Source organism: Porphyrobacter sp. YT40 (assembly GCF_006542605.1).
GTDB lineage: Bacteria > Pseudomonadota > Alphaproteobacteria > Sphingomonadales > Sphingomonadaceae > Erythrobacter.
Map to the genome: position 1 here is coordinate 3,724,612 of NZ_CP041222.1, position 26,110 is coordinate 3,750,721.

Consider the following 26,110-nt stretch of genomic DNA (forward strand, 5'->3'; position numbering starts at 1 on the left):
AATCGCTTTGGTGCGCGCTGTATTCCGATTGATGAAAGGACATGAGGACGACGGCAATGTTCTTTGGAAGACCGCGAAGCTCTTCCGATGGCTAGCATCGGCGCTTTCGCAAGTATCCTTAGAAAGGAGGTGATCCAGCCGCAGGTTCCCCTACGGCTACCTTGTTACGACTTCACCCCAGTCGCTGAACCCACCGTGGTCAGCTGCCTCCTTGCGGTTAGCGCACTGCCTTCGGGTGAATCCAACTCCCATGGTGTGACGGGCGGTGTGTACAAGGCCTGGGAACGTATTCACCGCGGCATGCTGATCCGCGATTACTAGCGATTCCGCCTTCATGCCCTCGAGTTGCAGAGGACAATCCGAACTGAGACATCTTTTGGAGATTAGCGCATCCTTGCGGAATAGCTGCCCACTGTAGATGCCATTGTAGCACGTGTGTAGCCCAGCCTGTAAGGGCCATGAGGACTTGACGTCATCCCCACCTTCCTCCGGCTTATCACCGGCAGTTTCCTTAAAGTGCCCAACTAAATGATGGCAACTAAGGACGAGGGTTGCGCTCGTTGCGGGACTTAACCCAACATCTCACGACACGAGCTGACGACAGCCATGCAGCACCTGTCACTAGGTCCCCGAAGGGAAGAAATCTGTCTCCAGAAGTCGTCCTAGGATGTCAAAGGCTGGTAAGGTTCTGCGCGTTGCTTCGAATTAAACCACATGCTCCACCGCTTGTGCAGGCCCCCGTCAATTCCTTTGAGTTTTAATCTTGCGACCGTACTCCCCAGGCGGATAACTTAATGCGTTAGCTGCGCCACCCAAGTTCCATGAACCCGGACAGCTAGTTATCATCGTTTACGGCGTGGACTACCAGGGTATCTAATCCTGTTTGCTCCCCACGCTTTCGCACCTCAGCGTCAATACTTGTCCAGCGAGTCGCCTTCGCCACTGGTGTTCTTCCGAATATCTACGAATTTCACCTCTACACTCGGAATTCCACTCGCCTCTCCAAGATTCTAGCTTCCCAGTTTCAAGGGCAGTTCCGGGGTTGAGCCCCGGGATTTCACCCCTGACTTAAAAAGCCGCCTACGTGCGCTTTACGCCCAGTAATTCCGAACAACGCTAGCTCCCTCCGTATTACCGCGGCTGCTGGCACGGAGTTAGCCGGAGCTTATTCTCCAGGTACTGTCATTATCATCCCTGGTAAAAGAGCTTTACAACCCTAAGGCCTTCATCACTCACGCGGCATTGCTGGATCAGGCTTTCGCCCATTGTCCAATATTCCCCACTGCTGCCTCCCGTAGGAGTCTGGGCCGTGTCTCAGTCCCAGTGTGGCTGATCATCCTCTCAGACCAGCTATGGATCGTCGCCTTGGTAGGCCTTTACCCCACCAACTAGCTAATCCAACGCGGGCCCATCTAAAGGCGATAAATCTTTGGTCCGAAGACATTATCCGGTATTAGCTCAAATTTCTCTGAGTTATTCCGAACCTAAAGGCAGGTTCCCACGCGTTACGCACCCGTGCGCCACTAGACCCGAAGGTCTCGTTCGACTTGCATGTGTTAGGCATGCCGCCAGCGTTCGTTCTGAGCCAGGATCAAACTCTCAAGTTGTGTCACACACCAAACCAGCATGGGGAAAACCCCACCCTCCAGTCTGGCATGAGCTGCAAGGAGCCGATACCTGCACTGTCAAACGTAATGGATACGAATGAACATGCTTGCCATCCGGGCAGGCGTGGAGCCTGCGATCGGATGTGGCATCGGCTTGAATTAACCGGTTACCGGAGCCTTGAGGTCCCCGGACCGGGCGCCGTCGCCCACATGTCCCTTCATCAAAAACCAACGATGTCAAAGAGCCGCCAGACAGTAATAGCGGACAGCGCTTGGTTCCCCGATTTGATACCGGGGGACCGGCTATCCGAATTTGTTGGCGACCGAAGCGTTGTTGCGGTGGCGGTGGAAGCCGTCAGCGCCGCGTCGGTGGAGCCCATCTATGAGGGGTTCGTGATTCGGTCAACGCCTTTTTGCAATTTTATTTCAGAGCCGCGCAAGAACCGCAGAATTCCGCCATTTTTTCCCTATTTTTGCAGGCCCCTCGCCCCCTTCGTTCGGGCCGGGAACACGAATCAGACCCCTGAATCGGGGTGAATCGGGGGGTGAATCGGCCCTTCCGGACCCATTTTGGCTGTCGGAACCTGCTTCCGATCACGAATCCGGCGTGAATCGCCCCTCATCATCGCACCTGCGTGATTCGAGCCGTGTTGGGACTGTTGCGGAGCAGTGGTATGATCGCCGCAACACGGACGGGAGTGCATTGCATATGAAAGCCCACCTGATGCTGGCCGCCTGCGCCCTTGCCCTGCCGGGGATCGCCGCAGCCGAAACCCCCGCTCCGCTGCCCGCTGCGCCTTCGGCCACCGGGCTGGTCGATCCCGCCGCCGAGGTGCTCACGATCGAGCACGAGCGCTACAGCCGCATGACGCTGCCCGTTATGGTCGAGGGGGTCGGCCCCTTTGCCTTCATGATCGACACCGGAAGCCAAGCCACCGCGATCACCCATGATCTGCGCGCACAGGTGCCCCTGCCCTCTGCGGGCCGGGCGACGCTGGTGGGCATGGCGAGCCGCCGCGAAGTCGAGCTCGCCAGCGTCGGGCGGATCGAATTCGGATCAAGCAGCTTCACCGATTTCCTCGCCCCCGTGCTGGAGCGTCAGCATGTCGGCGCGGACGGGATCATCGGGCTCGACGCGCTGCAGGACTTCCGCGTGCTGATCGACTTCCGCCGCCAGACCATCGCGGTCGAGGACGCCGCGCAAAAGCTGAAGCGCGGCGGGTTCGAGATCGTGGTGCGCGCGCAGGGGCGGCTCGGCCAACTGCTGATCACCGATGCGATGGTCGAAGGCGTGCGCGCCACCGTCATCATCGATACCGGCGCGCAGGCGAGCCTCGGCAACATGGCACTGCGCGAAAGGATTCGCTCCAAGCGCGCCGAGCAGGTGATCACCACCGACGTCAACGGAGTCGATATCGTCGGCCAACTGGCGATGGTGCGCTCGCTCGATATCGAGGGGCTTTCGCTCGCCAACGTGCCGCTGACATTTGCCGACACCCCGGCCTTTGCCGCGCTGGGACTCACCGATCAGCCGGTGCTCAGCCTCGGGATGCAGCATCTGGCACTGTTCGACCGGGTGGCGATCGATTTCAGCCGCAAGCGCATCATGTTCGACGTGCCCGCCGACATCGCCCGCGCCATGCGCGAGGCGCAGCGCGGCGGGAGCTATCGCCCGCGGTTCTGAACGCTCTCGCCCCGACGGGTTGCGGTGGTGCCCCTGCGCGCCCACATCAGGGGCCATGCCGCCCGAAACCGCTCCCGCCGCCGATCCAGCCAACCCCCATAAGAAGACTCGCGCGCGCGACGTGGAGAGCTGGCCGACGCTGAAGCGCTTCCTTCCCTACCTGTGGCCGAAGGACAATACGCCGCTGCGCCGCCGGATCGTGATCGCGATGACGCTGGTGCTGGCGGCCAAGGCGGTGACGCTCGCCCTGCCCTTCGCCTACAAGGGCGCGGTCGATGCGATGTCCGGCACGGCGAGCGAGGGGCTGACCGTGGCGCTCGCCCTGGTGGCAGCCTATGCGCTGGGGCGGTTTACCTCGGTCGCCTTCGACAACCTGCGCAACATCGCCTTCGAGCGCGTCGGTCAGGTCGCCTCGCTGCATCTGGCCGAGGACGTGTTCCACCGCCTCCACCGCCTGAGCCTGCGCTTCCACCTCGCCCGGCGCACCGGCGAAGTCACCAAGATCATCGAGCGCGGCACCAAGAGCATCGACCAGATGCTCTACTTCCTGCTGTTCAACATCGCGCCGACGATCATCGAGCTGATCGCGGTGGGCGTGATCTTCTACCTCAATTTCGGCATCGACCTGGTGCTGGCGACCGCGGTGACGGTGGTCGCCTATGTCTGGGTGACGCGCGCGATCACCGAGTGGCGCACCAAGCTGCGGCGCGAGATGAACGATCTCGACGGCAAGGCGCTGCACCGCGCGGTCGATTCGCTGCTGAACTACGAGACGGTGAAGTATTTCGGGGCCGAGAAACGCGAGGAGGAACGCTATTCGCAGGCCGCCCGCGCCTATGCCGAGGCGGCGATCCGGTCGGAGAATTCGGTCGGCCTGCTCAACATGGCGCAATCGGTCATCACCAACGCGCTGGTCGCGGGCGCGATGGCATATACCGTGTGGGGGTGGAGCACCGGCGCGCTGACGGTGGGCGATCTGGTGCTGGTGAACACCTACCTGATCCAGCTGTTCCGCCCGCTGGACGTGCTCGGCTGGGTCTATCGCACGATCCGGCAGGGGCTGATCGACATGGCCGAGATGTTCCGCCTGATCGACACCGATATCGAAGTGAAGGACGCGCCCGGCGCGCCCGCGCTGATCGTGCAGCGGCCCACGGTCGTGTTCGACAATGTGACCTTCGGCTATGATCCGGGGCGTACGATCCTGAACGGCCTCAGCTTCGAAGTGCCCGCCGGTTCGACCACCGCGATCGTGGGCCCCTCGGGCGCGGGCAAGAGCACGATTGGGCGGCTGCTGTTCCGCTTCTACGATCCGCTCTCGGGCCGCGTGCTGGTGGGGGGCGAGGATATCGCCACCGTCACGCAGGATTCGGTGCGCGCCGCGATCGGGATCGTCCCGCAGGACACGGTGCTGTTCAACGAGAGCCTTGCCTACAACATCGCCTACGGCGCCGAAGACGCGGATCTGGCGCGGGTGGAACAGGCCGCGCGCGATGCCGCGCTCACCCCGCTGATCGCGCGTCTGCCCGACCGTTTCGAGACGATGGTGGGCGAACGCGGGCTGAAGCTGTCGGGCGGCGAGAAGCAGCGCGTCGCCATCGCCCGCACGCTGGTCAAGAACCCGCCGATCCTGCTGCTCGACGAAGCGACCAGCGCATTGGACACCCGCACCGAGCAGGAGATCCTCGGCACTCTCAAGCGCATCGCGCAGGGCCGCACCACCATTGCCATCGCGCACCGTCTTTCGACGATTGCCGATGCCGACAACATCCTCGTGATGGACCATGGCCAGCTGGTGGAGAGCGGCAATCACGCCGCGCTACTGGCGCATGGCGGGCTTTATGCCGAGATGTGGGCGCGGCAGGCGAACGAGCGGCGCGAGGATGATCCCGCCCCGGCCGAGGCTGCCGAATAGGAGGGCATTGCCCCGCCGCCGGGCGCCCGTTACCTCTCGTGCCATCGCCTCTGCCGCCGCGCAGGGAACCATGGAGAGAGAGCCCCGAACGATGCGTCACCTTCGCCTGATTGCCGCCCTGCTCGCCACCGCCGCCGCGCCGCTGGCCGCGCAGAATGCCGCTACCCCTGCCGAAACGCCCGCCGTGCCGATCCCGGCCGCGCTCACCGCAGAGGACATGCCGCCGATCCCGCTCGATCTGGCCGAGCGTGCCCGTCCCTATCTCGAAGCGCGCGGGGCGGGCTTTGCCGGATGGGAGCCCAAGACCCGCGCCGTCCTGATTTCCACTCGCTTCGCCAATGTCAGCCAGCTCCACCGCGTCGAGGCCCCGATGGGCGCACGCACCCAGATCAGCTTCGAGGCCGAGCCGGTGCGCGGCTCCTACGCACCGTCGAAGGGCGACCTGATCCTCGTCACCAAGGACCGCGGCGGGGACGAATATTTTCAGCTTCACAGCCTCAAGGATGGCCGCCTCACCCTGCTGACCGATGGCAAGAGCCGCAATCAGCCGGGCGCGTGGAGCAGGGACGGGGCGCTGGTGGGCTACAGCTCGACCCGCCGCAACGGCGTCGATTCCGACCTCTACGTGATGGACCCGCGCGATCCCTCGACCGCGCGGATGGTGCACCAGAGCAAGGGCGGCGGCTGGGCGATCACCGCCTTCTCGCCCGACAAGGCGAGCGCTTACGTCGCCGATTACAATTCGGTGCAGGATGTCGACCTTTACCGCCTCGATCTCGCCAGCGGAACGATGACCCCGGTCGGCGATCCCAAGGCTGAAATCGCCTATGGCGGCATGGAAATCGCACCCGACGGCACCTTGTGGGTGACGAGCGATCAGGGCTCGGACTTCCAGCGCCTCGGCACGCTCGACCCGGCGACGGGCAAATTCAACCCCGTCTCTACCGAGCAATGGGATGTCGACGGGTTCGACATTTCCGATGACGGCACGACCATCGTCTACGAGGTCAACGAGGCGGGCTCCGACCAGATGCGCATCCTCGATGTGGCGAGCGGCAGGGTCACCAAGGTCGATGCTCTCCCCGCGGGCCAGATCGGCGGTATCGAAATCGCGCCCTGGGGCGAGATCGGCTTCAGCTTCTCCAGCGCCAAGAGCGCGGCGGATGTCTGGTCATTGGACCCCAAGACGATGCAACTGACCCGCTGGACCCGCAGCGAGACCGGGGGGCTCGACACCGAAGTCAACGTCGAACCGCGCATCGTCACCACGAAGAGCTTCGACGGGCTGGAGGTCTCCGGCCTGCTCTACCTGCCCGATCCGGCGAAATTCGCCGGGCCGCGCCCGCTGATCGTTTCCGTTCATGGCGGGCCGGAGGGGCAATCGACCGCGGGCTTCATGGGGCGGAACAACTACTACCTTAACGAGCTCGGCATCGGGGTATTCTATCCCAACGTGCGCGGGTCGACCGGGTTCGGCAAGACCTTCGTCAGCCTCGACAACGGCCCCTTCAAGCGCGAGGATTCGGTGCGCGACATGGAGGCGCTGATCGACGCCGTGCGGGCCAATCCGGCGGTGGACGCGGACAAGGTTGGCCTCACCGGCGGGTCATATGGCGGCTATATGTGCTATGCTGCCGCGGTGCAGCTGAAGGACAAGCTCACCGCCACGCAGTGCACCGTCGCGATCAGCAACTTCGTCAGCTTCCTCGAGAACACCAACCCCTACCGCCAGGATCTGCGCCGGGTGGAATATGGCGACGAGCGCATCCCCGAACAGCGCGCCAAGCTGACCGAAATCAGCCCGCTCACCCGCGTCGGCGAGATCGAAAAGCCGATGTTCGTCATCACCGGCGCCAACGATCCGCGCGTGCCCAAGTCCGAGGCCGACCAGATGGTCGCCGCAATCCGCGCGAACGGGGGCGAGGCCTGGCATCTGGTCGCCGCCGACGAAGGCCACGGCTTCGCCAAGAAGGCCAATTCGGACTACGCCTTCCTCGCGCAGCTGGTGTTCTGGGAAAAGCACCTGCTGGGCGAGTAGTTACCCGCCCGATGAGAGGCGCTGGAGAGCCTCCAGCGCCGCCTCGCGCCGCTCCCACGGTACGAAGAGATGATCGTGGTGGAAGCCCGCCACGACGTTGCAGGCGATTCCCTGTTCGGCGAGCGCGCTGGCGACTGCGGCGGTCAGCCCCACCCCGTCGAGCGCGGAGTGGACCATCAGCGTGATCCGCGCGAGGTCGCCGGCTGCGCCCTCGCGCTCCTGCGGCATGATCGCGGTGACCCCCTCCTCCTCGCGGATCAGCGCGAAGGCCTTCATCAACTCGGGTGTGGGTTTCGCCTCGTCGAGCAGATCGAACCGCCACGGCTGCGGGTGCAACTGCGGGGCCATGCCCGTCAGCATCCTGGCAAGGTCGCTAACCGGGCCGCTCCTGCTCACAGGATATACTTGCTGAGGTCGGCGTTCCCCGCCAGCCCTTCGAGCCGCCCGCGAACATAGGCCGCGTCGATGGTGATCGTCTCGCCGGTGTGATCCTCGGCCTCGAAGCTGATCTCCTCCAGCAGCCGCTCCATCACCGTCTGCAAACGCCGCGCGCCGATATTCTCGACGCTCGCGTTCACCTGCGCGGCGATGCGGGCGATTTCGGGGACGGCATCCTCGGCAAAGTCGAGCGTCACCTGCTCAGTGCCCAGCAGCGCCTTGTATTGGGCGACCAGATTGGCGCGGGTCTCGTTGAGAATGCGCACGAAATCCGCCTCGGTCAGCGCGCGCAGTTCGACCCGGATTGGCAGGCGGCCCTGAAGCTCGGGCAGCATGTCCGAAGGCTTGGCGACATGGAACGCGCCGCTGGCGATGAACAGCACGTGGTCGGTCTTCATCGGGCCATATTTGGTCGCGACCGTGGTGCCCTCGATCAGGGGGAGCAGGTCGCGCTGCACGCCCTCGCGGGACACCGAGCCGCCGCGCACGTCGCTGACCGCGATCTTGTCGATCTCGTCGAGGAAGACGATCCCGTTGGTCTCGGCATTCTGGAGCGCGGCGCGGGCAACATCGTCCTGATCGAGCCGCTTGTCGGCCTCTTCGTCGACCAGCCGGTCCCACGCATCGGGGACGCGCAGCTTCTGGCGGCGGGTGTTCTTGCGGCCCAAGGCCTTCCCCATCATGTCGGACAGGTCGATCATCCCCATCTGGCCGCCCATGTTGCCCATGTCGAAGGGCGCGGCGGGGGTGTCGCGCACCTCGATCTCGACCTCGACATCGTTCATCGCGTTCTGGACGATCCGCTGGCGGAAGCTCTCGCGCGTCGCTTCGGAAGCGTTGTCGCCCACCAGCGCGTTCAGCAGCCGCTCCATCGCGGCGTGGCTGGCGGCCTCACGCACCGCCTCGCGGCGGCGTTCCTTCTCCAGCCGGATCGCCTCTTCGACGAGATCGCGCGCGATCTGTTCGACATCGCGGCCGACATAGCCGACCTCGGTGAACTTGGTCGCCTCGACCTTGATGAAGGGAGCTTCGGCGAGCTTCGCCAGCCGCCGGCTGATCTCGGTCTTGCCGCAGCCCGTCGGCCCGATCATCAGGATGTTCTTGGGCGTCACCTCGTCGCGCAGGTCCGCGCCGAGCCGCTGACGGCGCCAGCGATTGCGCAGCGCGACGGCGACCGCACGCTTGGCGTCGGCCTGACCGATGATGTGTTCGTCGAGAGCGGCGACAATCGCCTTGGGGGTCAGCGCGCGCGATGCGGGCGCTTCGGAATGGTCGATCGGCATGGAGTCTTTCTGCATTGCGTCTGCGCTCCATGTGGTCCCCCATGCCGCGCGGTTCAAGCACCCCGGGCCCGCTCGGTTTTGCGCTTGTGAGCGGCGGGGCTTGGGCATAGGCTGCCCGCGGGAGACATCATCGGGGGGTAGAAATGCGCATTATTCTCGCAGGCGCGCTGGGTCTGGCGCTGACGGGCTGCGGCCCTTCGTTCGAAGACAAGATCGCGGGCACCTGGGAATGCATTCCCGCCGATCAGCCCGAGAAGGTCTCGGTGGTGCTGACCATGATCTACGGCAAGGATGGTTCGGTGAAGGGCGGAATGGCGGTGAACGACGCGACCGGCCCGCAGACGCTCGAACTGCGCGGCAAGCTCGATGGCACCTGGACCTACGATGGCACGACGCTGGGCCACACCATGACCGAAAGCTTCGAATCGCTGGCGGTCGACGGCAAGACCCTCCCCGACGCCGAGGTTCCGCCCGAAGTGAAGGCCAATTTCCGCAGCAAGGACAGCTACGACGACCCGGTGGATCTCGTGGAGGACGAGCTGGTCTGGTACGAGGGCGAGGAACGGCAAAAGGTCGCCGCGCGCTGCGCCAAGAAAGCCTGAGGCCGCGCCTAGACCGTCTCGACCGTCAGATTGCCGTTGGTGAAGACGCAGATATCCGCCGCCACCGCCATCGCCTTTCTCGCGATGGTCTCCGCATCGGCCTCGTAATCGGCCAGCGCGCGGGCGGCGGCGAGGGCGAAATTGCCGCCCGAACCGATCGCGGCGATCTCTCCGATCGGTTCCAGCACGTCGCCATTGCCGGTCAGCACCAGCAGCGTGTCCTTGTCGGCGACGATCATCAGCGCTTCGAGATTGCGCAAGAACTTGTCGGTGCGCCAGTCCTTGGCAAGCTCCACGCTGGCGCGCATCAGCTGGCCGGAATATTGCTCGAGCTTCTTCTCCAGCCGCTCGAACAGGGTGAAGGCATCCGCCGTCGCGCCCGCGAACCCGGCGATGACGCTACCGTCACCGATCCGGCGCACCTTGCGCGCGTTGGGCTTCATCACGGTGTTGCCCATCGACACCTGCCCGTCGCCCGCGATGACGGTGGTGCCGCCGCGCCGGACGCCGATGATGGTGGTGCCGTGCCATTGCACGAGGCCGTGGGCCGAGGGATCGTGTGTCATGCCGCGCAATATGGCGCGCAGGATGGCAGGATCAAGGCGTGCTTACGGCCCGCCCGGACCACCGCCCACGCCCGCGCCGCCGACCTGACCGATATTGCCGAACAGGTCTTCGAGGAAGCCGCGCTCGCGGCCCAGCGTCGGGGTCTTGTCGCCGTTGGGGTCGAGATAGACCACCTTGTCGACGCCGCTGCGCTTGACGTCGGTCACCTTGCCCGCTGCATCGAACTGCACCGCCAGCACCGCATGTTCACGGATGCGCGGGCGGCTGAAGGGGCGCTGGCCGGTGATGCTCGAGACATAATACCACGTCGGCGTGCCGAACTGGCTGGTAAAGGTCGGGCGGCCCAGCGTGCCTTCGACCGAGCGCTGGTTGTCGATTCCCGGCTGGATCGTCGAGGTCAGCAGCGGATCGTCGATATAGCCGCGCGATTCCCGGATCGCCGAGCAGCCGGGCAGCAGTGCCGCCGCCCCCGCCAGCATCAGCGCAAGCGCCACCTTGCGCCCGTTCGTCTTCACCGCGCCTGCTTGTGTCATCTGCGCCAAACCGTCTCAATCCCGTCCTGCATTCGCGCACCCGCGCGCACTTGTCCCTTGGGCGAGGTGCTTTAAGGGTCTAGATGCCCGCTGGCAACGCACCATATGGGAAAGCGGTGGCGGCATTGCGTTGAACCGCAGTTGAACGCATCCGCCGCTTGTGCGTTGGCGTAATCAGCGGTGGGGTGGCGCGGCCCTTCCGCATCCAAGAATTTCCCAGCGTGAAAGGCTGTGCATCCGATGTCGTTCCTCTCCCGCCTGCTCGGCACCGCACCCGACCCGCGCGAAGGCGTGCGGCCGCTGTGGCACCGCGTGATCGAGCTGGCCCGCGATCCGGACTATTTCACCCAGTGCGGGGTGGCGGATTCGATCGCCGGGCGGTTCGACATGATCACCGCTGTCCTGAGCGCGGTGATGGTGCGCATCGAAGCCTCCGACCTGCGCGCCGAAAGCGCGCTCTTGGCCGAACTCTTCGTCGAGGACATGGACGGGCAGCTGCGCGAATTCGGCGTCAACGACGTCGTGGTGGGCAAGCGCATCGGCAAGCTGATGAGCGTGCTGGGCGGCAGGCTCGGCGCCTATCGCAGCGCGCTCAACGCGGGCGACATGGACAAGCTGACCGCCGCGATTGGACGCAACGTGACGTTTGCCGAGGGCGCGGACGAGGCCGCCAGCGCGGCCGCCGTGGCGCGCCGGGTGATGGCGCTGTTCGAGCGGCTGAAGCGCTTTTCCGATGAGGAAATGATGAAAGCGAGCGCGATCTGGTGAGCACGCCCCTGCCCCCGTCGGAACTCGCACGCTGGATCAAGACCCGCCCGCTCCCCGGCGCGCCGGTGGTGATCGAGGCCACGCCGGAGGAACGCGACGCGCTCGCCGTGCGATTCGGCCTCGGCGCGGTCGAGGCCTTGCGCGCGGAGGTGTCGCTCGACCAGCGCCCCCGCGCGATCCGCGCGACCGGACGGCTGACCGCCGCGATCCAGCAGCCCTGCGCGATCAGCGGCGAGGATTTCCCTGTCGCCATCGACGAGCCGATCGACCTGCGTTTCGTCGAGGCCAACGCCCGCCCCGCAACGCCGGAGGAAGAAATCGAGCTCGAAGCCGACGATTGCGACGAAATCGAATATGACGGCGAGATGTTCGATCTGGGCGAAGCGGTCGCGCAGACCCTTGGCCTTGCGATCGATCCCTATGCCGAAGGGCCAAACGCCGATGCGGCGCGGGCCGCAGCAGGGATCGTCAGGGAAGGCGAACAGAACGGCCCGCTCGCCGCGCTGCTGGCGGGGTTGAAGCGCGACTAGGCGTCGGCCCGCCACGGGTTGAAGAACAGCGCCTCCACCGGCACGTCGAAGAAGGCCGCCATGCGATAGGCCATCGGTAGCGAGGGATCGTACTTGTCGGCCTCGATCGCGATGATCGTCTGGCGCGAGATTTCCAGCCGGTCGGCAAGGTCAGCCTGATTGAGCCCCCGCGCCTTGCGCAGGTCACGCAGGCAGTTCTTCACTCCGCCTGCCCCCGCCCGCGCAGCCGCCAGACCAGCCAGAAGACGAAAAAGCCCGCGAACTGCGCGAAGAACAGATAGATCGCGCCAAGGCTGATATCGCTGTGACGGCCGAAGAACACCGCGAGATAGACCAGCATCACCAGTGCGCCGAAGGTGCCTCCCCAGTACCAGCTGACAAGCTGGCCGTGCTGTTGGAGGTCGTCGGTCTTGCGCCACCACAGCCAGCCAGCCGCCATGACAAGGCCGCAGATGCCGATCAGCAAGGGGAACACCCAGACCGGATTGTCGCTCGCCCGCGCCGCCGGGACGATAACGCCGATCACCACGCCAGCAAGGGTCGCTACGCCAAAAGCGAGCGCGCAGAGCATCCAGTATTTCGTGCGGTGTGACATTGTTCGCGGCTCCTTGGGCAGCTTCAGAATGTTCAGATGTTTTTACATTTTGCGGAAAATGTCAAAATCTTTTTACATCGCGCGCACGAAAAAGCCCCGCAATCGCTTGCGGGGCCTTTGGATGTTTGGGGGCATGAGTGTCGATCAGAACGGGATGTCGTCGTCCAGATCGTCGTAGCCGCCGCTGCCGCCCGAGGGACCGCCGCCGAAGCCGCCGCCGCTACCGCTACCGCCGCCGGACGAGCCGCCGCCCTGATCCCAGCTGCTCCCGCCGCCGCCCGAGCGACCGCCGCCATAACCACCGGAGCCGCCGCCCATACCGCCACCACCACCGCCGCCGCCACCGGCACCGTCAAGCATGGTGAGCGTGCCGCCGAGGCCCTGGATCACGATCTCGGTCGAATAGCGGTCCTGCCCGTTCTGGTCCTGCCACTTGCGGGTCTGGAGCTTGCCTTCGACGAAGACTTTGCTGCCCTTCTTGAGGTAGCGTTCGACCACGCCGACCAGCCCTTCGGAAAAGATCGCGACGGTGTGCCATTCGGTCTTTTCCTTGCGTTCGCCGGTCTGGCGGTCCTTCCACTGTTCGGAGGTCGCGATGCGCAGGTTGGCGACCTTGCCGCCATTGCCGAAGGTGCGGATTTCCGGATCGGCGCCCAGATTACCGATCAGCATGACCTTGTTGAGCGAACCCGCCATCGAAATACCCTTCCCGTCAATGTCTTGATCCCGAAGCGCCACGATGGCCTTCGAATCCGAGTCGGGCAATAGGCCAGAGCAGCCGCATGCGCGACCGCAGCTTACGGGTAATCACCAGTTGGGATGCGCTTTCCCGGCCTTTACCGCGCCGGGTAGCGCAGCCGTCCGAGAAACCGCGTCAGGCTCGGCAATTCGCGGTCCTTGTTCAGGAACTGCGCCTTGACCTTCTCGAACCGCATCACGCCGTCGATCCGCCGGTCGAGGAAGGCATAGGTATCGGCCTTGCCCTCGCTGTCGTCGTTCACGAACACCGCCAGCGTCGCCGAGTAGATCCCGGCGAGAATGGCGCGCTTGGTGTAGTGATTGTAATCGGTCGCCGTGTCGCCTGCGAGCCGCCACATGATGTCCGCCGATTGCCAGCCGAGCCGCAGCGCGCGGGGCGCGTTCTGCGGCTGTGCCATCACCGCCAGCGCGCGGCGCACCGCCTCGTCGATATGCGCGACAGCCTCCAGCCGGAAGGCGACCAGCGTGCGGATGCGTTCGCGGATCTTGAGCGTGGCGAGGCGTTCGGCCGGCCATTCCTCGGCCATCGCCTGATCCACGCTGGCGATCCACGCCGCGATCATGTCCATCGGCTTGGCCCCCGGAAAGGCGAGCCGCGCGATATCGACATCGCACCCCGCCATTTCGGCCGCGGCCACCAGCGCGGTCTCGGTCCAGCCATCGAAAATCGCCGAAGCGGCAATGTCGGGGGCGAGAGCGAGACGCAGTTCGTCGAGCGTCAGATCGGCAAAGTCGGTCATGTCAGAAGGAAGGCCCGTAGTCTTTCTTGGTTCCCGCTTCGCTGCGTTTTGCATCGGCGTTGGCGAATTCCTGTTTCATCAGGGCGTTGCCGTTCTGCAGTTCCATGTAATCGCGCGCCGAACGGCCGGAATTGTCGTTGCGGTCGGGATCGGCACCCTTGGCGAGCAGCAGCCGCACCATCGCCACGTCGCGCGCATGGACGGCGGCGATCAGCGGGGTCTCGCCGGTCTGGTCGGAGACATTGATCTGCGCGCCCTTCTTGATCAGTTCCTCGACCCCGTCGGTAAAGCCGCGCGCGGTGGCGAGCTGGAGCGGGGTGATGCCCTTCTTGTTGCGGATGTTCGGATCGGCCCCGCGTTGCAGCAGAAACCGAACCCACAACAGATCGCCGCGCTCGACCACCAGATGCAGACCGGTGTCGCCCGAGGTGATGTCGCGGGTGTTGATCAGCTGGCTGCCCGGCTGGTCGAGCATCTCGGTCGCCTCGTTGCCGTCACGATCCTTGACCGCTTCCAGGAACTTGTAGCCTTCCGACTGGAACTGCGCCGCCACCGGGACGGCGAGCGCGAACGTGCTGGCAATCGCGGCGAGAGCCCCTAATTTGCGCAAAACACCATGAGCCAAGGTTTGATCCTTTCGCATTACCTGTCACACGTCAGCCGTGTGGGACGGCGCGCGAGGCTGAGCCGCAGCGCCTTTCACAAGTGACCAGTTAGCAGAGCATGAACCGCAACAACAACCCTTCCCCCGCCCGCCCCGCCGCTTTCGCCCTCGCCGCCGCCTGTGCGCTGGCGCTTGCCGGCTGCGGCAGCGCCCCGCCCGCACAGGAGCCACCGCTGGCCGGCGCCGCAATCGGCGGCGACTTCGCGCTGACCAATAGCGCGGGCGAGACGGTGAAGTGGAGCGACTTTGCGGGCAAGTACCGGATCGTCTATTTCGGCTATGCCTTCTGCCCCGACATCTGCCCGACCGACATGCAGCGCGTCGCGCAGGGGTTGAAGCAGCTGAAGCAAAGCGACCCGGCCAAGGCGGGCCGGATCGTGCCGATCTTCATCACCGTCGATCCCGAGCGCGACACGCCCGAAGTGGTGGGCGAATTCGCCGCCGCCTTCTCCCCCGACATCATCGGCCTCACCGGCACGCCCGAACAGATCGCCGCCACCGCCAAGGCCTTTGCGGTGAGCTACGGCAAGGGCGAGCCGGTCGAAGGCGGGGGCTATCTCGTCGATCACAGCACCGTCACCTACCTGTTCGGCCCCGATGGCGAGCCGATCGCCACGCTGCCGACCGACAAGGGCGGCGAAGCGGTCGCGGCGGAACTGGCGCGATGGGTGAACTGAGAGACCGCTTCTGGGAACTGCCGCTCGGCGATCTCAGCCGGGCCGAGTGGGAGGCGCTGTGCGATGGCTGCGGGCGCTGCTGTCTGCACAAGCTGGAGGACGAGGACACCGGCGAGGTGGTCGACACCAACATTGCCTGCCGGTTGCTCGACACCCGCACGGCGCAGTGCAGCGACTATCGCAATCGCAAGGCCTTCGTCCCCGATTGCCTGCGGCTGACGCTGCGCATCGTCGAGCAGGTCAGCTGGCTGCCGCCAACCTGCGCCTACCGCCTGCGCGCCGACGGGGAGCCCTTGCCCGCCTGGCATTACCTCCTCTCGGGAGACCGCGACGCGGTGCGCCGCGCGGGCGTTTCGATCGTCGGGCGGGTGGTGAGCGAGGTCGATGCCGGGCCGATGGAGCATCACGTCACCGAATGGCCCGCACCCCGCGCGGACTGGCAGCGCGATGCCGAGGAAGCCGAAACGTGATCGACTGGCTGCGCGGAGCCTCGGCCAGAAAGGCGCTCGATCCCGAAATTGACCTCGGCGGCACGCGCGTGCCGATCGTGCTCAAGCGGCTGCGTTCGGCGCGGCGGCTGACGCTGCGACTCGCGCCCGACGGGTCGGAAGTGCGGATCACCATGCCCGCCTGGGCCGAGGGCCGCGAGGCGATCGCCTTTGCCCATTCGCGCGAGCAGTGGCTGGCGCAGCAGCTCGCCAAGCTGCCGCCGCGCACCGCGCCCGCGCCGGGGGGCGAGGTGCGCTATCGCGGGCGGATGCTGCGGCTGGACTGGGCCGCGCGGCACCCGCGCCGCCCGGCGATGATCGAGGACGCGCTGCGCATCGGCGGCCCCGAAAGCGGGCTGGAGGCGCGGCTCAAGCGCTGGCTCGAGGCCGAGGCGCTGGCGCTGGCCGAGGCCGACATGCGTGACTACTGCGCCGTCGCCGGGCTCGATCCCGTCCCGATCGGGCTGACCCGTGCGCAGCGCCGCTGGGGATCGTGCTCGGACAAGAGCCGCATCCGCATCAACTGGCGGCTGGTGCAGGCGCCCGATTTCGTCCGCCGTTCGGTGGTCGCGCACGAGGTCGCGCATCTTGTCCACTTCGACCACTCCCCCGCCTTCCACGCGCTGCTGGCGCGCATCTTCGAAGGCGAAATCGCGGCGGCCGACCTGTGGCTGAAGGAACACGGGCGCGGGCTTTACGCGAGCTTCGGCTAGAGCGCTTTCCTACTCACCCCGAATTGTGCAGGCATGGCAGCGATGCTTGCGCCCCGCCTCCTCTTCCCCCGCCCCGCAGCGGCTTTGGCAGAGAGCGTGGTGCGGGCCGGAGTTTTAGTCTTAGACAGTGTCTCATGTGTCTCCAACACGGCGCGGCGCGGGATGCGGCGCACCCTTTGCCATAAGCCCCCGCGCACCCTATAATGGGGCCATGCGCATCCTCCCGTCCCGCTTCAACCCCGTTGGCGGCTTTGCCGATTTCTGGAACGAGATCCGGCGGCCCAACCCCCACCGCTGGCCGATTCTCGGCCTGTCGATCCTGCCGGTCGCGCTCGCGCTCTACTGGGGGGCGACGGGCACCACCGTCTATGCCGAGCCCGAGCGGCCAACGATCGAATACATCACCACGCTCGACCCCAATCGCACTGACGCCGAGATCGCGGCGGAAAACCGCGCCAATCAGGAAATCAACGAGCTGCGCAAGGCCGAGCAAGCCCGCATCGCCGAGCGCAAGCGCGACCTGTACAAGGCGCTGGGCGCGGCGAGCGGGATGGATGTCGAGGCGATCGAGGCCAAGGCCGAGGCCGAACGCAAGGCCGAAGCCGCCAGGGCCGAGGATGGCAAGGCCGAGGTTGCCGCCGCGACGCGTCCGGGCGAAGGCTCGCCCCAATAGCCATCGCTCTGCCGCCATCCGATCACGACTGGATCGCCGCCACAGCGCGCCTCGCTGCGCGCGCGCGTCCGGCGAGCCGCCCCAATCCGGGCGTTGCCGCGCTGGTGGTGCGCGATGGCCGGGTGATCGCGCGCGGCTGGACGCAGGCCGGCGGGCGACCCCATGCCGAGGCGCAGGCGCTAGCGGGCCTCTCTCCGGAGCAACTGGCCGGGGCGACGCTCTACGTCACGCTCGAACCCTGCGCCCACACCTCGCCGCGCGGCCCCGCCTGCGCCGATCTGATTGTCGCCGCGCGTCCGGCGCGGGTGGTGGTGGGCCAGCGCGACCCCGACCCGCGGACTGCGGGCAAGGGCATCGCCCGGCTGGAGGCGGCGGGGATTGCCGTGACGCTGCTCGACGACGCGGCCTCGGCGGCGAGCCTTGCGGGCTTCCTCACCCGCCAGAGCCTTGGCCGCCCGTGGGTGACGCTCAAGCTGGCGATGTCGCTCGATGGCTGCATCGCGCTTGCCGACGGCAGCAGCCAGTGGATCACGGGCGATGCGGCGCGCGCCCATGTCCATGCCCACCGTGCGCGGCACGATGCGATCCTCGTGGGCGGGGGGACATGGCGGGCGGATGCGCCCCGGCTCGATGTGCGCCTGCCGGGGCTGGAGGCGCGCTCGCCCCGGCGGGTGGCGCTGACGCGCGGCAACGACCCGGCGCAGGGCGTCACCGCCCTCCCCGCGCCCGAGGCCATCGCCGATCTGGAGGGGGTGCAATACCTCTATGTCGAAGGCGGCGCGGCGACCGCTGCCGCCTTTCTCGCCGCCGATCTGGTGGATGCACTCCACCTCTACACCGCCCCGATACTGATCGGCGACGGCCTGCGCGCGCTCGGGCCGCTGGGGCTCGGCACGCTCGGCGAGGCGCATGGTCGCTGGCAGTGCGCCGAGCGCCGCCAGCTTGGCAGCGACAGTTTCGCCGCCTATCTGCGGGTGTGATGACACACCTTCTTCCCCCCTCCCTTGAGGGAGGGGTTGGGGGTGGGTGTTCCATGCCCTATCAACCGCCGAACACCCCCACCCGGCCTCCCCCTCAAGGGGGAGGAGATCAGGAGCCAGCAGCGAAATGTTCACCGGCATCGTCACCGCCATCGGCACCATCGCCGCCGCCGAGCAGCGCGGCGATCTGCGCCTGCGCATCACCGCTCCGCTCGACCCTGCGCGGATCGACATCGGCGCCTCGATCGCCTGCTCGGGTGTGTGCCTGACCGTGGTCGAGCGTGGCGGAGAGCCGGGCGCGGCGTGGTTCGATGTCGACCTGTCGGGCGAGACCGTCAGCCGCACCGTGCCGGGGATGTGGAACGCAGGCGCGCAGCTCAACCTCGAACCCTCGCTGCGGCTGGGCGACGAGCTGGGCGGGCACATCGTCACCGGGCATGTCGATTCGGTGGGCGAAGTGGTGAAGGTGGCGCAGAGCGGCGACAGCTGGCAGGTCGCGATCCGCGCACGGGCAGAGATGGCGCCCTTCATCGCCGAGAAGGGCTCGATCACGGTCAACGGCGTGTCGCTGACGGTCAACGACGTGCGCGACCGGACCGACGGGGCGTGCGACTTCCTGCTCAATATCATCCCCCACACCGCCGCCGTCACCACGCTGGGCGCGCTGGCGGTGGGCGACCGGGTAAACCTCGAGATCGACGTGCTGGCACGCTATCTCAAGCGGATGCAGAGCCTCGCGGCGATGCGTTAGGGCGCGGTCGGCGCGCCTGCCTTGTAGCGCTCGAACCACGCCAGCACCGCCGCCGCCTTGGCCGCGCTTTGCGAAGGCCGCGCAGCGATCCCGCCGTGGCTTGCGCCGGGCACCTTGACCAGCGCGGTCGGCACCCCGCGCAGCCGGAGCGCGGTGTAATACTGCTCCGCCTCGCTGACGGGCGTGCGGTAGTCCTCCGACCCGACCACCACCAGCGTCGGCGTGGTGACATTGCCGACCAGCGAAAGGGGGGAGAGCTTCCAGTAAAGCTCCGGGTTCTCCCAGGGCTGCGCGCCCAGCCAGTAGCGCCCGAAGAAGGCAGGGTTGTCGGCGGTGAGCACCTGCGTCGTCCAGTTGATCACCGGCTTCTGGGTGACCGCCGCCTTCAAGCGGTCGGTCTTGCCGACGATCCAGCTGGTCAGCACCCCGCCGCCCGATCCGCCGGTGACGAACAGGGCCTCCGGATCGGCCACGCCCTCGGCAATCGCAGCATCGACGATGCTGATGAGATCGTCGTAGTCGTTACCGGGATAGGCCTTGTCGATCCGGTTGGCGAAGTCCTCGCCGTAGGAGGTCGACCCGCGCGGGTTGGCCGAGAGCACGGCGTATCCGGCGGCGGCATAGAGCTGGTTGTCGCTGGCGAAATGCGGACCGTAGGCGGCGAAAGGCCCGCCGTGGATCTCGAGGATCAGCGGCACCCGCTTGCCCGGCGTGTAGCCGGGCGGCAGGGTCAGCCAGCCCTCGATGGGGAGCCCGTCGAAGCTGGAGGTGGCGGTGATCTTGCGCACCTCGCCCATTGTCTTGACCGCTTTCAGGGAGGCGTTGAGGTCGGTGAGCGTGCGGGTCTTGCCGCCTGCCGCCAGCATCAGTTCGGCTGGCAGGGTCGGCGCGCCGCCGGTGAAGGCCAGCGCATCATTGCCCGCGACCGAGAAGCTGCCGCCGGTGTAAGGCCGGTCGAGCCCGCCGCCGGAGAGCCCCTCGGCGACATCGCGGATGCGCCCGTCGAGCCCGATCCGCGCCACCCGCGTTTCCCCGCCGATGTCGTATTGGGCATAGAGCGCGGTGCCATCGGCATCCCACACCACGCCTGCGGGGCTGTAGTCCCAGCTGGCGGTCAGATTGCGCAGGCCGCTTCCGTCAGAGCTCATGACGTAAAGATCGTCATTCTCGTAGGCGCGGCCCGCATCGTCGAAACCGAGGAAGGCGATCAGCTTGCCATCGGGCGAGACCGCCGGGTCGTGATCGGGGCCGTCGCGGCTGGTGAGCGCCGTTACCCGCCCGCTAGCGATGTCGAGCGCGTGGATCTCGCTTTCGACCGGATCGCTCTGCCAGTCCGCCTTGCGGTTCGCGCCGAAATAGAGCGCCCTGCCATCGCGCGAGAAGGCGAGGGTGCCGCCGTCGTGATAGTCGCCGAAGGTCAGCTGGCGCGGCGCGCCGCCGGTGGCGGGGATCACGAACAGCTTCTCGAAGCCGGGCTTCAGATACCCCGCCCCGTCCGCGCGGTAGGCGAGCAGATCGTAGACCTCGAGCGGCTCGGCCCACTTCGCGCCTTCGGGCTTGCCATCAGGAGCCTTGCCGAGCTTCGGGCCGTCGGCGGCGACCAGCATGGAGTAAGCGATCTGCGTGCCATCGGGCGACCAGGTGATGCCCGAGGGGCTGGTGGGCAGGCCCGTCAGCCGCACCGCCTCGCCACCCTTGAGCCATTTGACCCACAGCTGCGCGCCCCCGGCCACAGTCGAGACATAGGCAAGGCGCGTCCCGTCGGGCGACCAGCGCGGGGTGAAGGCATCGCCCTCGCCCGTGGTGCCCGCCAGCGGCACCTGCTCCCCGGTGCGGGTGTCGACCAGCCAGATCGAACGGCGCGCGCGGTCGGTCATGATGTCGTTGGCGACCCGCACATAGGCGATGCGGCTGCCATCGGGACTGATCTGCGGATCGCTCGCCATCGACAGGTCGAACAGGTCGCGCGCGGTGAAGCGGGTTTCCGGGCCTGCCGGGGCGGTCGCCGCGGCCTCAGCAGGGGCGTCCTGCGCCAGTGCGGGGGCGGCGGTCAGCAGCAGGCTGGCGGCTGCGAGAGCGAATGAGGAGGCTTTCATCAGGCAGGGCTCCCGTCAGGCAGGGAATGACAATGGCGGCAAGGCTAGCCGCCCCGGCGTCACTCGCCAAGCGCCGGTTTCAGCCGCGCCGCTTGAGGATGAGGTAGAGCGCGCCCTCGCCGCCGTGGCGGATATGCGCGCGGCGCACGGCGGAGATCGCATCGGCATGGCGGCTGGCGGCGAGCCAATCGAGCAGCTTGGCGCGGATCGCCCCGCGCCTCACCATGCGGTCGGCGGGATCGACGGGCCGTTCGCGCCCCGCCACCACCAGCACCACCCGCGCCTGCATCGCCCGGGCCTGATCGAGCGCGGTCATGATCCGGTCGTAGGCGGTGTCGAGCGTGTGGCCATGCAGGTCGAGCGTCAGATCGGGGTCGAGCCTTCCGGCCTTCATCCGCCGGTCCCAGTGCGAATCGAGACCCGGAGCGGGCGGCGGCGGCGCGGCGGGCGAAGGTTTGGCGGCAGGTGCTCTGGGAGCGGGCTTGGCAGGTTTGACGAACTTGCCCGGAGGGGCTGGCGCGGGCTTGGCCGGTTCGGCAGGGGGAGCTTTGATCGGGGCAGGCGGCGCAGGACGCTTCCTGCCCGGCAGCGGCTTCACGCTCGAGGCCAGATGCGCCCAGGCTGCCTGCTCACCCGCGGTCAGCCCGCGCGGCGGCTTCATCGCCCGGCAAGCCGCGCGGCGGCGGTGCGCGGGATCAGCACCAGCGCGCGCCCGCGCCCGCTCATCCCGCCCGCGATCCGGCGTGCCTCCTCGCCCGCGCCCCAGAAGGTGTCGAAGCGGTTCGCGCCCTTGATCGCCCCGCCGGTGTCCTGCGCGATCCACAGCCCGTCCGCCTCGGGCCGGTCGAGATCGAGCCACACCGGTGCGCCCAGCGGCACGAAGGCCGGGTCCGCCGCGACCGACGACTCCCGCCGCACCGGCACGCCCAATGCGCCCAGCGGGCCATCCCCGGTCAATTCCTTGAAGAAGATCCAGCTCTTGTTGAGCCGCATCAGATCGCGGCCTTCCACGGGGTTCTCGCGGATATAGGCCATGATCCCCTGCATCGATCCCGAATATTGCCCCGGCCCGCTGCCGAGCAGACCGCGCTCGCGCATCACGCTGCCGATGCCGACATATTCGCGCCCGTTCTGCCCGGCATAGCCGATGCGGATCACGTCGCCCTCGGGCGTCCGCAGGCGGCCCGAGCCCTGAATCTGGAGGAAGAAGAACTCGACCGGATCGGCCGCCCAGGCGATCACCGGCACGCGGCCCATAAGCGCCCCGTCCTCGATCGCGGCGCGATCGTGGTAGAGCACGAAGCGGCCCCGCTCGTCATAGCGGCCCAGCGGCGGGCGGCCGGTGCGCTCGGATGCAGGCACATCGTCGGGCCAGCCGCGCACGAGATCGGCGGGCATCGCATAGACCGGCACTTCGTAACCGGGCCTGCGGGTGCGGCTGCCGGCAATCTCGGGCTCGAAATAGCCGGTGGCGAAGGCCGTGCCGTCGCCGACCTGCACCGGGGTGAAATGTTCGGCGAAGAATTCGCGGGCGCGCGCGGGCGAAGCCGAGCGTGCGGCGTCGCAGGCGCTGCGCCAGTCCTCGCGACGGGTCAGCCCGCTGGCATCGTCGCGCGTCAGCAGCTTGGGGCAGGATTCGATGAAGCTCGCCAGCGCGCCGCGCGCGTCGACATCGTTGATGCCGAGCCCAGCGAAGGCGGGGCCGAGCGCCACGCCCGTCAGCAGCGCATTGGCACCAACCGGTGCTGGCGGCGGCGTCAGAACCGGCGGCGGGGTGGTGACAGGCGGCGGAACGCTGCCTTCGGGGATGATCCGGCCACAGGCTCCCAGCGCCAGAAGCAGGGAGACAGCAATCACCGCGCGCATGGTTCTACTCTCCCTTGCAGGCAGGCCCTGCCGACCCCGCGTGCCTCAGCCCGGTGACTTAACCCCCGTAACTTAACCTTCGTCGGTTTCGTCGAGCACCCAGTTGGGATCGCGCGAGGTGGTGTTGCGCGAGAAGGTCCACACATCGCGGCTCTCGATCGCATCGTCGAGCGATCCGGCGATGACATTGCCATCCTTGTCGCGGGTCACGGCGGCGATATCGGCCACGAACAGCAGCGCGATGCGCGCGGTGCGACCGTCGAGCGAGGCGGAATGGATGCGCACTTCCTCGATCCGGATCAGCGAATTGGCGAGCGTCTCGCCCGCCGCCTCGCGCGCATCGATCGCGGCGGTGAACCCGGCATAGACATCGCTGTCGCACAGATCGCGCAGGGTCTCGCGGTCGCCGCTCCAGAAGGCTTCGAGGATCATCCGGTAGGCGCCCTTCGCCCCGTCGAGGAACTGGGCGAGGTTGAACTGGCTGTCCGCCGCCGCGATTTCGCGCAGCGCGCGTTCGACCGCAGGCATCACGCCTTCAAGCTCGACCATGCGCGGCGGCGCGACCGGGGCGGGCATAGGCGCTGTACGCACCGGCGGCTTGTCTTCCGATTCGAAGCGCTGCGGCACGGGCTCCTCTTCCTGCTCCGCCCGGCGGCCCAGCACCGAATAGAGGCGCAGGCCGAGGAATGCGGCGACCATGGCGAGGATGATGATTTCGGGCACTATACCAATCCGATCTTCGAACAATGGAGAGGGGCAAAGCTACGGCGCACCTTTGTCCAAGGATGCCACCCTGCCTTAAATGGGGCCCGATTACAATTCGACAACGCCGCATAGGTTCCGTTGCGGGTCTGACGCGACGGGCCGAGCGATGCGGGCGCAGTTGCGGCGGCTGCGCGCCCCTGCTAGGCGCTCGCGCAAGCGCTGTGCACCTGCCGCGATGCACCGGGCGCATGATCCGTTACCCTTAATCCAGCAACCTTGCGAAAGACACCCAGCACCATGGCCGATGAAGAAGGCGTCCTCACCAATCTCGACAATCAGAACGCCGATACGCCGCAGCCCAACGGCGCCGATACCATGCCTGCGGTCGGCCTGATCACGCAGTATGTGAAGGATCTTTCGGTCGAGAACCCCCATGCGCCCGATTCCTTCCAGTGGCCCGAGCCGCCGCAGATCGACGTGCAGTTCAACATCGGGGCCGAATCTGCCGGGCAGGACGTGCACGAGGTGACGCTGAAGCTGACGCTCACCGCCGCTTCGCAGCGCGGCACGATCTACGTGATTGATCTGGCCTATTGCGGGCTGGTGGGGATGCGCAACGTGCCCGAGGATCAGGCCCACGCCTTCCTCTATGCCGAAGCGCCGCGCCTTCTGTTCCCCTTCGCCCGCCGCGTGGTCGCCGATGCGGTGCGCGATGCGGGCTTCCCGCCGCTGCTGGTCGATCCGGTCGATTTCGGCGGGATCTACGCGCAGCAGCTCGCCGCGCGCCGGGCCGAGGAAGCCGCGGGCGGCGAGCCGGTCAAGCCCGTCACCGGCAACGCCTGATCCGCACGCCCGGCCCGGGGCCTGAGCGATGAGCCTGCTCAAGAACGTCGGCACCATCGGCGGGCTGACCGCTGTCAGTCGCCTGTTCGGTTTCGCGCGCGACATCCTGCTCGCGCGGGTGCTGGGCGCGGGCGGGGTGGCGGATGCGTGGCAGCTGGCGTTCCAGCTGCCCAACCTGTTCCGCCGCCTGTTCGCCGAGGGGGCTTTCGCCTCGGCCTTCGTGCCGCTGTTCAACCGCCACATGGCCGCCGACGAAAACGCCGCAAAGCGCTTTGCCGGCGAGGTGCTGGCGGTGCTGCTGCCGATCCTCGTATTGTTCGGCGCGGTGATGATGGTGGCGATGCCGTGGGTGCTGTGGGCCTTCGCCAACGAAAAGCTGCGCGGCGATGCGGCGACCTATGACCTTGCGGTCACCATGGGGCGGATCGCCTTTCCCTACCTGATGTTCATGAGCCTTGCGACGCTGGTGGCGGCGATCCTCAATTCACTGTCGCGCTTTGCCGCCGCTGCCGCCGCGCCGATCCTGCTCAACATCTGCCTGCTGACCGCGCTCGTCTGGGGCGCGCTGCAACCCGCGGGCGAGGCGACCCGCGCGGCGACCGGCATGGGCCTTGCCATCGCGGTGTCGGTCAGCGGGCTGCTGCAATTGCTGTGGCTCTACTGGTTCATGCGCCGTGCAGGCTTCCGTATTCCGCGCGCCATGCCGCGTATCACCGCCGAGGTGAAGCAGATGGGGGTGCTGATCGTCCCCGCCGTATTCGGCGCCGGGGTCTATCAGATCAGCCGCTTCATCGACCTCGCCTTCATCCGCGGACTGCCCGACGGGAGCCTCACCTACATGGCGATGGCCGACCGCTGGAACCAGTTGCCGCTGGGCATCATCGGCATCGCGCTGGGCACCGCGATCCTCCCCGCACTGTCGCGCTACATCGCCAGGGCCGAGGACGAGGAAGCGGTGCGCCTGCAGGCCAATGCGGTCGAGCTGGCGATGCTGCTGACCCTGCCCTGCGCGGTGGCGCTGTTCGTGACCGGTTTTGCCTTCGTGAAGGCCTTCATGGAAGGACAGGCCTTCACCGCCGAGGATGCGCAGACCACCGGGATGGTCACCTCCGCGCTGGTCGTCGGCCTGCCCGCCTATGTGCTGGTGAAGGTGCTGACCCCCAATTTCTTCGCCCGTGCCGATACCAAGACGCCGGTCTACACCGCCGCAGGGTCGCTGGTGGTCACCGTCGGCCTCAACATCGTGCTGGTGCCGGTGCTGGGTGTCGTCGGCCTCGCATTGGCGGGGGCGATCGGGGCTTGGGTCAATATCGCACTGCTGGGCATCATCCTCGCCCGGCGCGGCTATTTCCGCCTGCCGCCGCGCGTGCTGGAGCGGATCGGGCGGATTGCGCTCGCCTCGGGCGCGATGGGCGCGGCGCTGTGGGGGCTGATGCAGGCGATCACGCCGTGGCTCGATGGCCCCTTCCTCACCCGCCTTGCCGCGATCGGCGCGATCCTTGGCGTGAGCTTCGTCACCTATGGCGCGGGCACCGTGCTGCTCGGAGTGCTCGACAAGGCGACGGTCCAGCGCCTATTGCGCCGCCAGCCTTAAG

General features: G+C 66.9%; 27 protein-coding genes and 1 rRNA gene. 14 read left to right on the plus strand and 14 right to left on the minus strand.

The annotated features are described in order from the left end of the window. Positions 1-122: 122 nt before the first annotated feature. Positions 123-1,607 (minus strand): 16S ribosomal RNA (locus E2E27_RS17480). A gap of 709 nt (positions 1,608-2,316) precedes the next feature. Here E2E27_RS17480 and E2E27_RS17485 point away from each other — a divergent pair. From E2E27_RS17485 to E2E27_RS17495, 3 genes are all read left to right on the plus strand, one after another. After that, positions 2,317-3,291: a retroviral-like aspartic protease family protein gene (locus tag E2E27_RS17485; RefSeq protein ID WP_141461346.1), complete on the plus strand. Its 975-nt coding sequence runs from the start codon at positions 2,317-2,319 to the stop codon at positions 3,289-3,291. A 55-nt stretch (positions 3,292-3,346) separates the two neighbouring features. Continuing rightward, positions 3,347-5,206 carry an ABCB family ABC transporter ATP-binding protein/permease gene (locus tag E2E27_RS17490; protein WP_141461348.1) on the plus strand — a complete coding sequence of 620 codons (1,860 nt, stop codon included), beginning with the start codon at positions 3,347-3,349 and terminating at the stop codon, positions 5,204-5,206. A 91-nt stretch (positions 5,207-5,297) separates the two neighbouring features. Then, positions 5,298-7,244: a S9 family peptidase gene (locus E2E27_RS17495; protein WP_141461350.1), complete on the plus strand. Its 1,947-nt coding sequence runs from the start codon at positions 5,298-5,300 to the stop codon at positions 7,242-7,244. Here E2E27_RS17495 and E2E27_RS17500 read toward each other — a convergent pair whose 3' ends face one another. Then, the gene (locus E2E27_RS17500) at positions 7,245-7,592 is read right to left on the minus strand and encodes an ACT domain-containing protein (RefSeq protein WP_234036113.1); all 348 of its coding nucleotides are present in this window, start codon (positions 7,590-7,592) and stop codon (positions 7,245-7,247) included. It lies immediately after the preceding gene. A gap of 44 nt (positions 7,593-7,636) precedes the next feature. Next, complete coding sequence (gene hslU / locus E2E27_RS17505) at positions 7,637-8,980, minus strand: ATP-dependent protease ATPase subunit HslU (protein WP_234036114.1); 1,344 nt, start codon at positions 8,978-8,980, stop codon at positions 7,637-7,639. A gap of 128 nt (positions 8,981-9,108) precedes the next feature. Between hslU and E2E27_RS17510 the strand changes: the two genes are divergently transcribed. Next, positions 9,109-9,567 (plus strand): hypothetical protein, encoded by a 459-nt coding sequence (locus E2E27_RS17510; protein ID WP_141461353.1) that lies wholly within the window; start codon positions 9,109-9,111, stop codon positions 9,565-9,567. An 8-nt stretch (positions 9,568-9,575) separates the two neighbouring features. On the opposite strand, the gene hslV is transcribed toward E2E27_RS17510, so the two are convergent. Continuing rightward, entirely contained in the window at positions 9,576-10,133 is a 558-nt protein-coding gene (gene hslV / locus E2E27_RS17515; protein WP_141461356.1) for an ATP-dependent protease subunit HslV, read from the minus strand. A gap of 42 nt (positions 10,134-10,175) precedes the next feature. Beyond that, positions 10,176-10,667: an outer membrane protein assembly factor BamE gene (locus E2E27_RS17520; RefSeq protein ID WP_502705523.1), complete on the minus strand. Its 492-nt coding sequence runs from the start codon at positions 10,665-10,667 to the stop codon at positions 10,176-10,178. 240 nt (positions 10,668-10,907) lie between these two features. Between E2E27_RS17520 and E2E27_RS17525 the strand changes: the two genes are divergently transcribed. Both E2E27_RS17525 and E2E27_RS17530 read left to right on the plus strand, forming a co-directional pair. Next, the gene (locus E2E27_RS17525; RefSeq protein WP_141461358.1) at positions 10,908-11,435 is read left to right on the plus strand and encodes a ubiquinol-cytochrome C chaperone family protein; all 528 of its coding nucleotides are present in this window, start codon (positions 10,908-10,910) and stop codon (positions 11,433-11,435) included. Then, complete coding sequence (locus tag E2E27_RS17530) at positions 11,432-11,965, plus strand: YceD family protein (protein ID WP_141461361.1); 534 nt, start codon at positions 11,432-11,434, stop codon at positions 11,963-11,965. The genes E2E27_RS17525 and E2E27_RS17530 overlap by 4 nt, the downstream gene beginning before the upstream one ends. Here E2E27_RS17530 and E2E27_RS17535 read toward each other — a convergent pair. The 5 genes from E2E27_RS17535 to E2E27_RS17555 all read right to left on the minus strand — a co-directional run bounded on the left by E2E27_RS17535 (position 11,962) and on the right by E2E27_RS17555 (position 14,684). After that, a complete protein-coding gene (locus E2E27_RS17535; protein WP_141461363.1) occupies positions 11,962-12,168 on the minus strand; it encodes a helix-turn-helix transcriptional regulator in 207 nt (68 codons plus the stop codon). The genes E2E27_RS17530 and E2E27_RS17535 overlap by 4 nt on opposite strands. After that, a complete protein-coding gene (locus E2E27_RS17540; protein ID WP_141461365.1) occupies positions 12,165-12,560 on the minus strand; it encodes a cytochrome d ubiquinol oxidase subunit II in 396 nt (131 codons plus the stop codon). Before E2E27_RS17540 ends, E2E27_RS17535 begins: the two co-directional genes overlap by 4 nt. Positions 12,561-12,704: 144 nt before the next feature. Beyond that, entirely contained in the window at positions 12,705-13,256 is a 552-nt protein-coding gene (ssb, locus tag E2E27_RS17545; RefSeq protein WP_141461367.1) for a single-stranded DNA-binding protein, read from the minus strand. Positions 13,257-13,396: 140 nt separating this feature from the next. Then, positions 13,397-14,059: a COQ9 family protein gene (locus tag E2E27_RS17550; RefSeq protein ID WP_141461369.1), complete on the minus strand. Its 663-nt coding sequence runs from the start codon at positions 14,057-14,059 to the stop codon at positions 13,397-13,399. Position 14,060: 1 nt separating this feature from the next. Continuing rightward, the gene (locus E2E27_RS17555; protein ID WP_234036115.1) at positions 14,061-14,684 is read right to left on the minus strand and encodes an ankyrin repeat domain-containing protein; all 624 of its coding nucleotides are present in this window, start codon (positions 14,682-14,684) and stop codon (positions 14,061-14,063) included. 98 nt (positions 14,685-14,782) lie between these two features. Between E2E27_RS17555 and E2E27_RS17560 the strand changes: the two genes are divergently transcribed. The 6 genes from E2E27_RS17560 (at position 14,783) to E2E27_RS17585 (ending at position 19,005) form a co-directional block, all read left to right on the plus strand. Then, positions 14,783-15,400, plus strand: a complete 618-nt coding sequence (locus E2E27_RS17560; protein WP_141461371.1) for an SCO family protein — start codon at positions 14,783-14,785, stop codon at positions 15,398-15,400. Further along, entirely contained in the window at positions 15,388-15,870 is a 483-nt protein-coding gene (locus E2E27_RS17565; RefSeq protein WP_141461373.1) for a YcgN family cysteine cluster protein, read from the plus strand. Before E2E27_RS17560 ends, E2E27_RS17565 begins: the two co-directional genes overlap by 13 nt. Beyond that, positions 15,867-16,601, plus strand: coding sequence for a M48 family metallopeptidase (locus E2E27_RS17570; protein WP_234036116.1), 735 nt, complete (start codon positions 15,867-15,869; stop codon positions 16,599-16,601). Before E2E27_RS17565 ends, E2E27_RS17570 begins: the two co-directional genes overlap by 4 nt. A 211-nt stretch (positions 16,602-16,812) precedes the next feature. Continuing rightward, a complete protein-coding gene (locus tag E2E27_RS17575; RefSeq protein WP_141461377.1) occupies positions 16,813-17,274 on the plus strand; it encodes a hypothetical protein in 462 nt (153 codons plus the stop codon). Positions 17,275-17,306: 32 nt separating this feature from the next. Further along, positions 17,307-18,254: a bifunctional diaminohydroxyphosphoribosylaminopyrimidine deaminase/5-amino-6-(5-phosphoribosylamino)uracil reductase RibD gene (gene ribD / locus E2E27_RS17580; protein ID WP_181443673.1), complete on the plus strand. Its 948-nt coding sequence runs from the start codon at positions 17,307-17,309 to the stop codon at positions 18,252-18,254. Between the two features lie 127 nt (positions 18,255-18,381). Beyond that, positions 18,382-19,005 carry a riboflavin synthase gene (locus E2E27_RS17585; RefSeq protein ID WP_141461382.1) on the plus strand — a complete coding sequence of 208 codons (624 nt, stop codon included), beginning with the start codon at positions 18,382-18,384 and terminating at the stop codon, positions 19,003-19,005. Here E2E27_RS17585 and E2E27_RS17590 read toward each other — a convergent pair. The 4 genes from E2E27_RS17590 to E2E27_RS17605 form a co-directional block, all read right to left on the minus strand. Continuing rightward, positions 19,002-21,101 carry a S9 family peptidase gene (locus E2E27_RS17590; protein ID WP_141461384.1) on the minus strand — a complete coding sequence of 700 codons (2,100 nt, stop codon included), beginning with the start codon at positions 21,099-21,101 and terminating at the stop codon, positions 19,002-19,004. The genes E2E27_RS17585 and E2E27_RS17590 overlap by 4 nt on opposite strands. Positions 21,102-21,180: 79 nt before the next feature. Further along, positions 21,181-21,762, minus strand: coding sequence for a Smr/MutS family protein (locus E2E27_RS17595; RefSeq protein WP_141461386.1), 582 nt, complete (start codon positions 21,760-21,762; stop codon positions 21,181-21,183). After that, positions 21,759-22,967: a murein transglycosylase A gene (mltA, locus tag E2E27_RS17600; RefSeq protein ID WP_141461388.1), complete on the minus strand. Its 1,209-nt coding sequence runs from the start codon at positions 22,965-22,967 to the stop codon at positions 21,759-21,761. The genes E2E27_RS17595 and mltA overlap by 4 nt, the downstream gene beginning before the upstream one ends. Positions 22,968-23,039: 72 nt before the next feature. Continuing rightward, positions 23,040-23,693: a Tim44/TimA family putative adaptor protein gene (locus E2E27_RS17605; protein WP_181443674.1), complete on the minus strand. Its 654-nt coding sequence runs from the start codon at positions 23,691-23,693 to the stop codon at positions 23,040-23,042. 276 nt (positions 23,694-23,969) lie between these two features. Here E2E27_RS17605 and secB point away from each other — a divergent pair, with 276 nt between their 5' ends. Continuing rightward, positions 23,970-24,515: a protein-export chaperone SecB gene (secB, locus tag E2E27_RS17610; RefSeq protein ID WP_141461392.1), complete on the plus strand. Its 546-nt coding sequence runs from the start codon at positions 23,970-23,972 to the stop codon at positions 24,513-24,515. 28 nt (positions 24,516-24,543) lie between these two features. After that, the gene (gene murJ, locus E2E27_RS17615) at positions 24,544-26,109 is read left to right on the plus strand and encodes a murein biosynthesis integral membrane protein MurJ (protein ID WP_141461394.1); all 1,566 of its coding nucleotides are present in this window, start codon (positions 24,544-24,546) and stop codon (positions 26,107-26,109) included. Position 26,110: the final 1 nt, after the last annotated feature.

Bases quoted from the DNA above. Each gene is read 5' to 3' on its own strand.
- E2E27_RS17525 (WP_141461358.1), top strand. From the start codon at position 10,908: ATGTCGTTCCTCTCCCGCCTGCTCGGCACCGCACCCGACCCGCGCGAA.
- E2E27_RS17560 (WP_141461371.1), top strand. From the start codon at position 14,783: ATGAACCGCAACAACAACCCTTCCCCCGCCCGCCCCGCCGCTTTCGCC.
- mltA (WP_141461388.1), bottom strand. From the start codon at position 22,967: ATGCGCGCGGTGATTGCTGTCTCCCTGCTTCTGGCGCTGGGAGCCTGT.
- E2E27_RS17485 (WP_141461346.1), top strand. From the start codon at position 2,317: ATGAAAGCCCACCTGATGCTGGCCGCCTGCGCCCTTGCCCTGCCGGGG.
- E2E27_RS17595 (WP_141461386.1), bottom strand. From the start codon at position 21,762: ATGAAGCCGCCGCGCGGGCTGACCGCGGGTGAGCAGGCAGCCTGGGCG.
- E2E27_RS17490 (WP_141461348.1), top strand. From the start codon at position 3,347: ATGCCGCCCGAAACCGCTCCCGCCGCCGATCCAGCCAACCCCCATAAG.
- hslU (WP_234036114.1), bottom strand. From the start codon at position 8,980: ATGCAGAAAGACTCCATGCCGATCGACCATTCCGAAGCGCCCGCATCG.
- E2E27_RS17500 (WP_234036113.1), bottom strand. From the start codon at position 7,592: ATGGCCCCGCAGTTGCACCCGCAGCCGTGGCGGTTCGATCTGCTCGAC.
- E2E27_RS17575 (WP_141461377.1), top strand. From the start codon at position 16,813: ATGCGCATCCTCCCGTCCCGCTTCAACCCCGTTGGCGGCTTTGCCGAT.
- E2E27_RS17550 (WP_141461369.1), bottom strand. From the start codon at position 14,059: ATGACCGACTTTGCCGATCTGACGCTCGACGAACTGCGTCTCGCTCTC.
- E2E27_RS17510 (WP_141461353.1), top strand. From the start codon at position 9,109: ATGCGCATTATTCTCGCAGGCGCGCTGGGTCTGGCGCTGACGGGCTGC.
- E2E27_RS17585 (WP_141461382.1), top strand. From the start codon at position 18,382: ATGTTCACCGGCATCGTCACCGCCATCGGCACCATCGCCGCCGCCGAG.
- ssb (WP_141461367.1), bottom strand. From the start codon at position 13,256: ATGGCGGGTTCGCTCAACAAGGTCATGCTGATCGGTAATCTGGGCGCC.
- murJ (WP_141461394.1), top strand. From the start codon at position 24,544: ATGAGCCTGCTCAAGAACGTCGGCACCATCGGCGGGCTGACCGCTGTC.
- E2E27_RS17565 (WP_141461373.1), top strand. From the start codon at position 15,388: ATGGGTGAACTGAGAGACCGCTTCTGGGAACTGCCGCTCGGCGATCTC.
- E2E27_RS17495 (WP_141461350.1), top strand. From the start codon at position 5,298: ATGCGTCACCTTCGCCTGATTGCCGCCCTGCTCGCCACCGCCGCCGCG.
- E2E27_RS17540 (WP_141461365.1), bottom strand. From the start codon at position 12,560: ATGTCACACCGCACGAAATACTGGATGCTCTGCGCGCTCGCTTTTGGC.
- secB (WP_141461392.1), top strand. From the start codon at position 23,970: ATGGCCGATGAAGAAGGCGTCCTCACCAATCTCGACAATCAGAACGCC.
- E2E27_RS17520 (WP_502705523.1), bottom strand. From the start codon at position 10,667: ATGACACAAGCAGGCGCGGTGAAGACGAACGGGCGCAAGGTGGCGCTT.
- E2E27_RS17590 (WP_141461384.1), bottom strand. From the start codon at position 21,101: ATGAAAGCCTCCTCATTCGCTCTCGCAGCCGCCAGCCTGCTGCTGACC.
- hslV (WP_141461356.1), bottom strand. From the start codon at position 10,133: ATGACACACGATCCCTCGGCCCACGGCCTCGTGCAATGGCACGGCACC.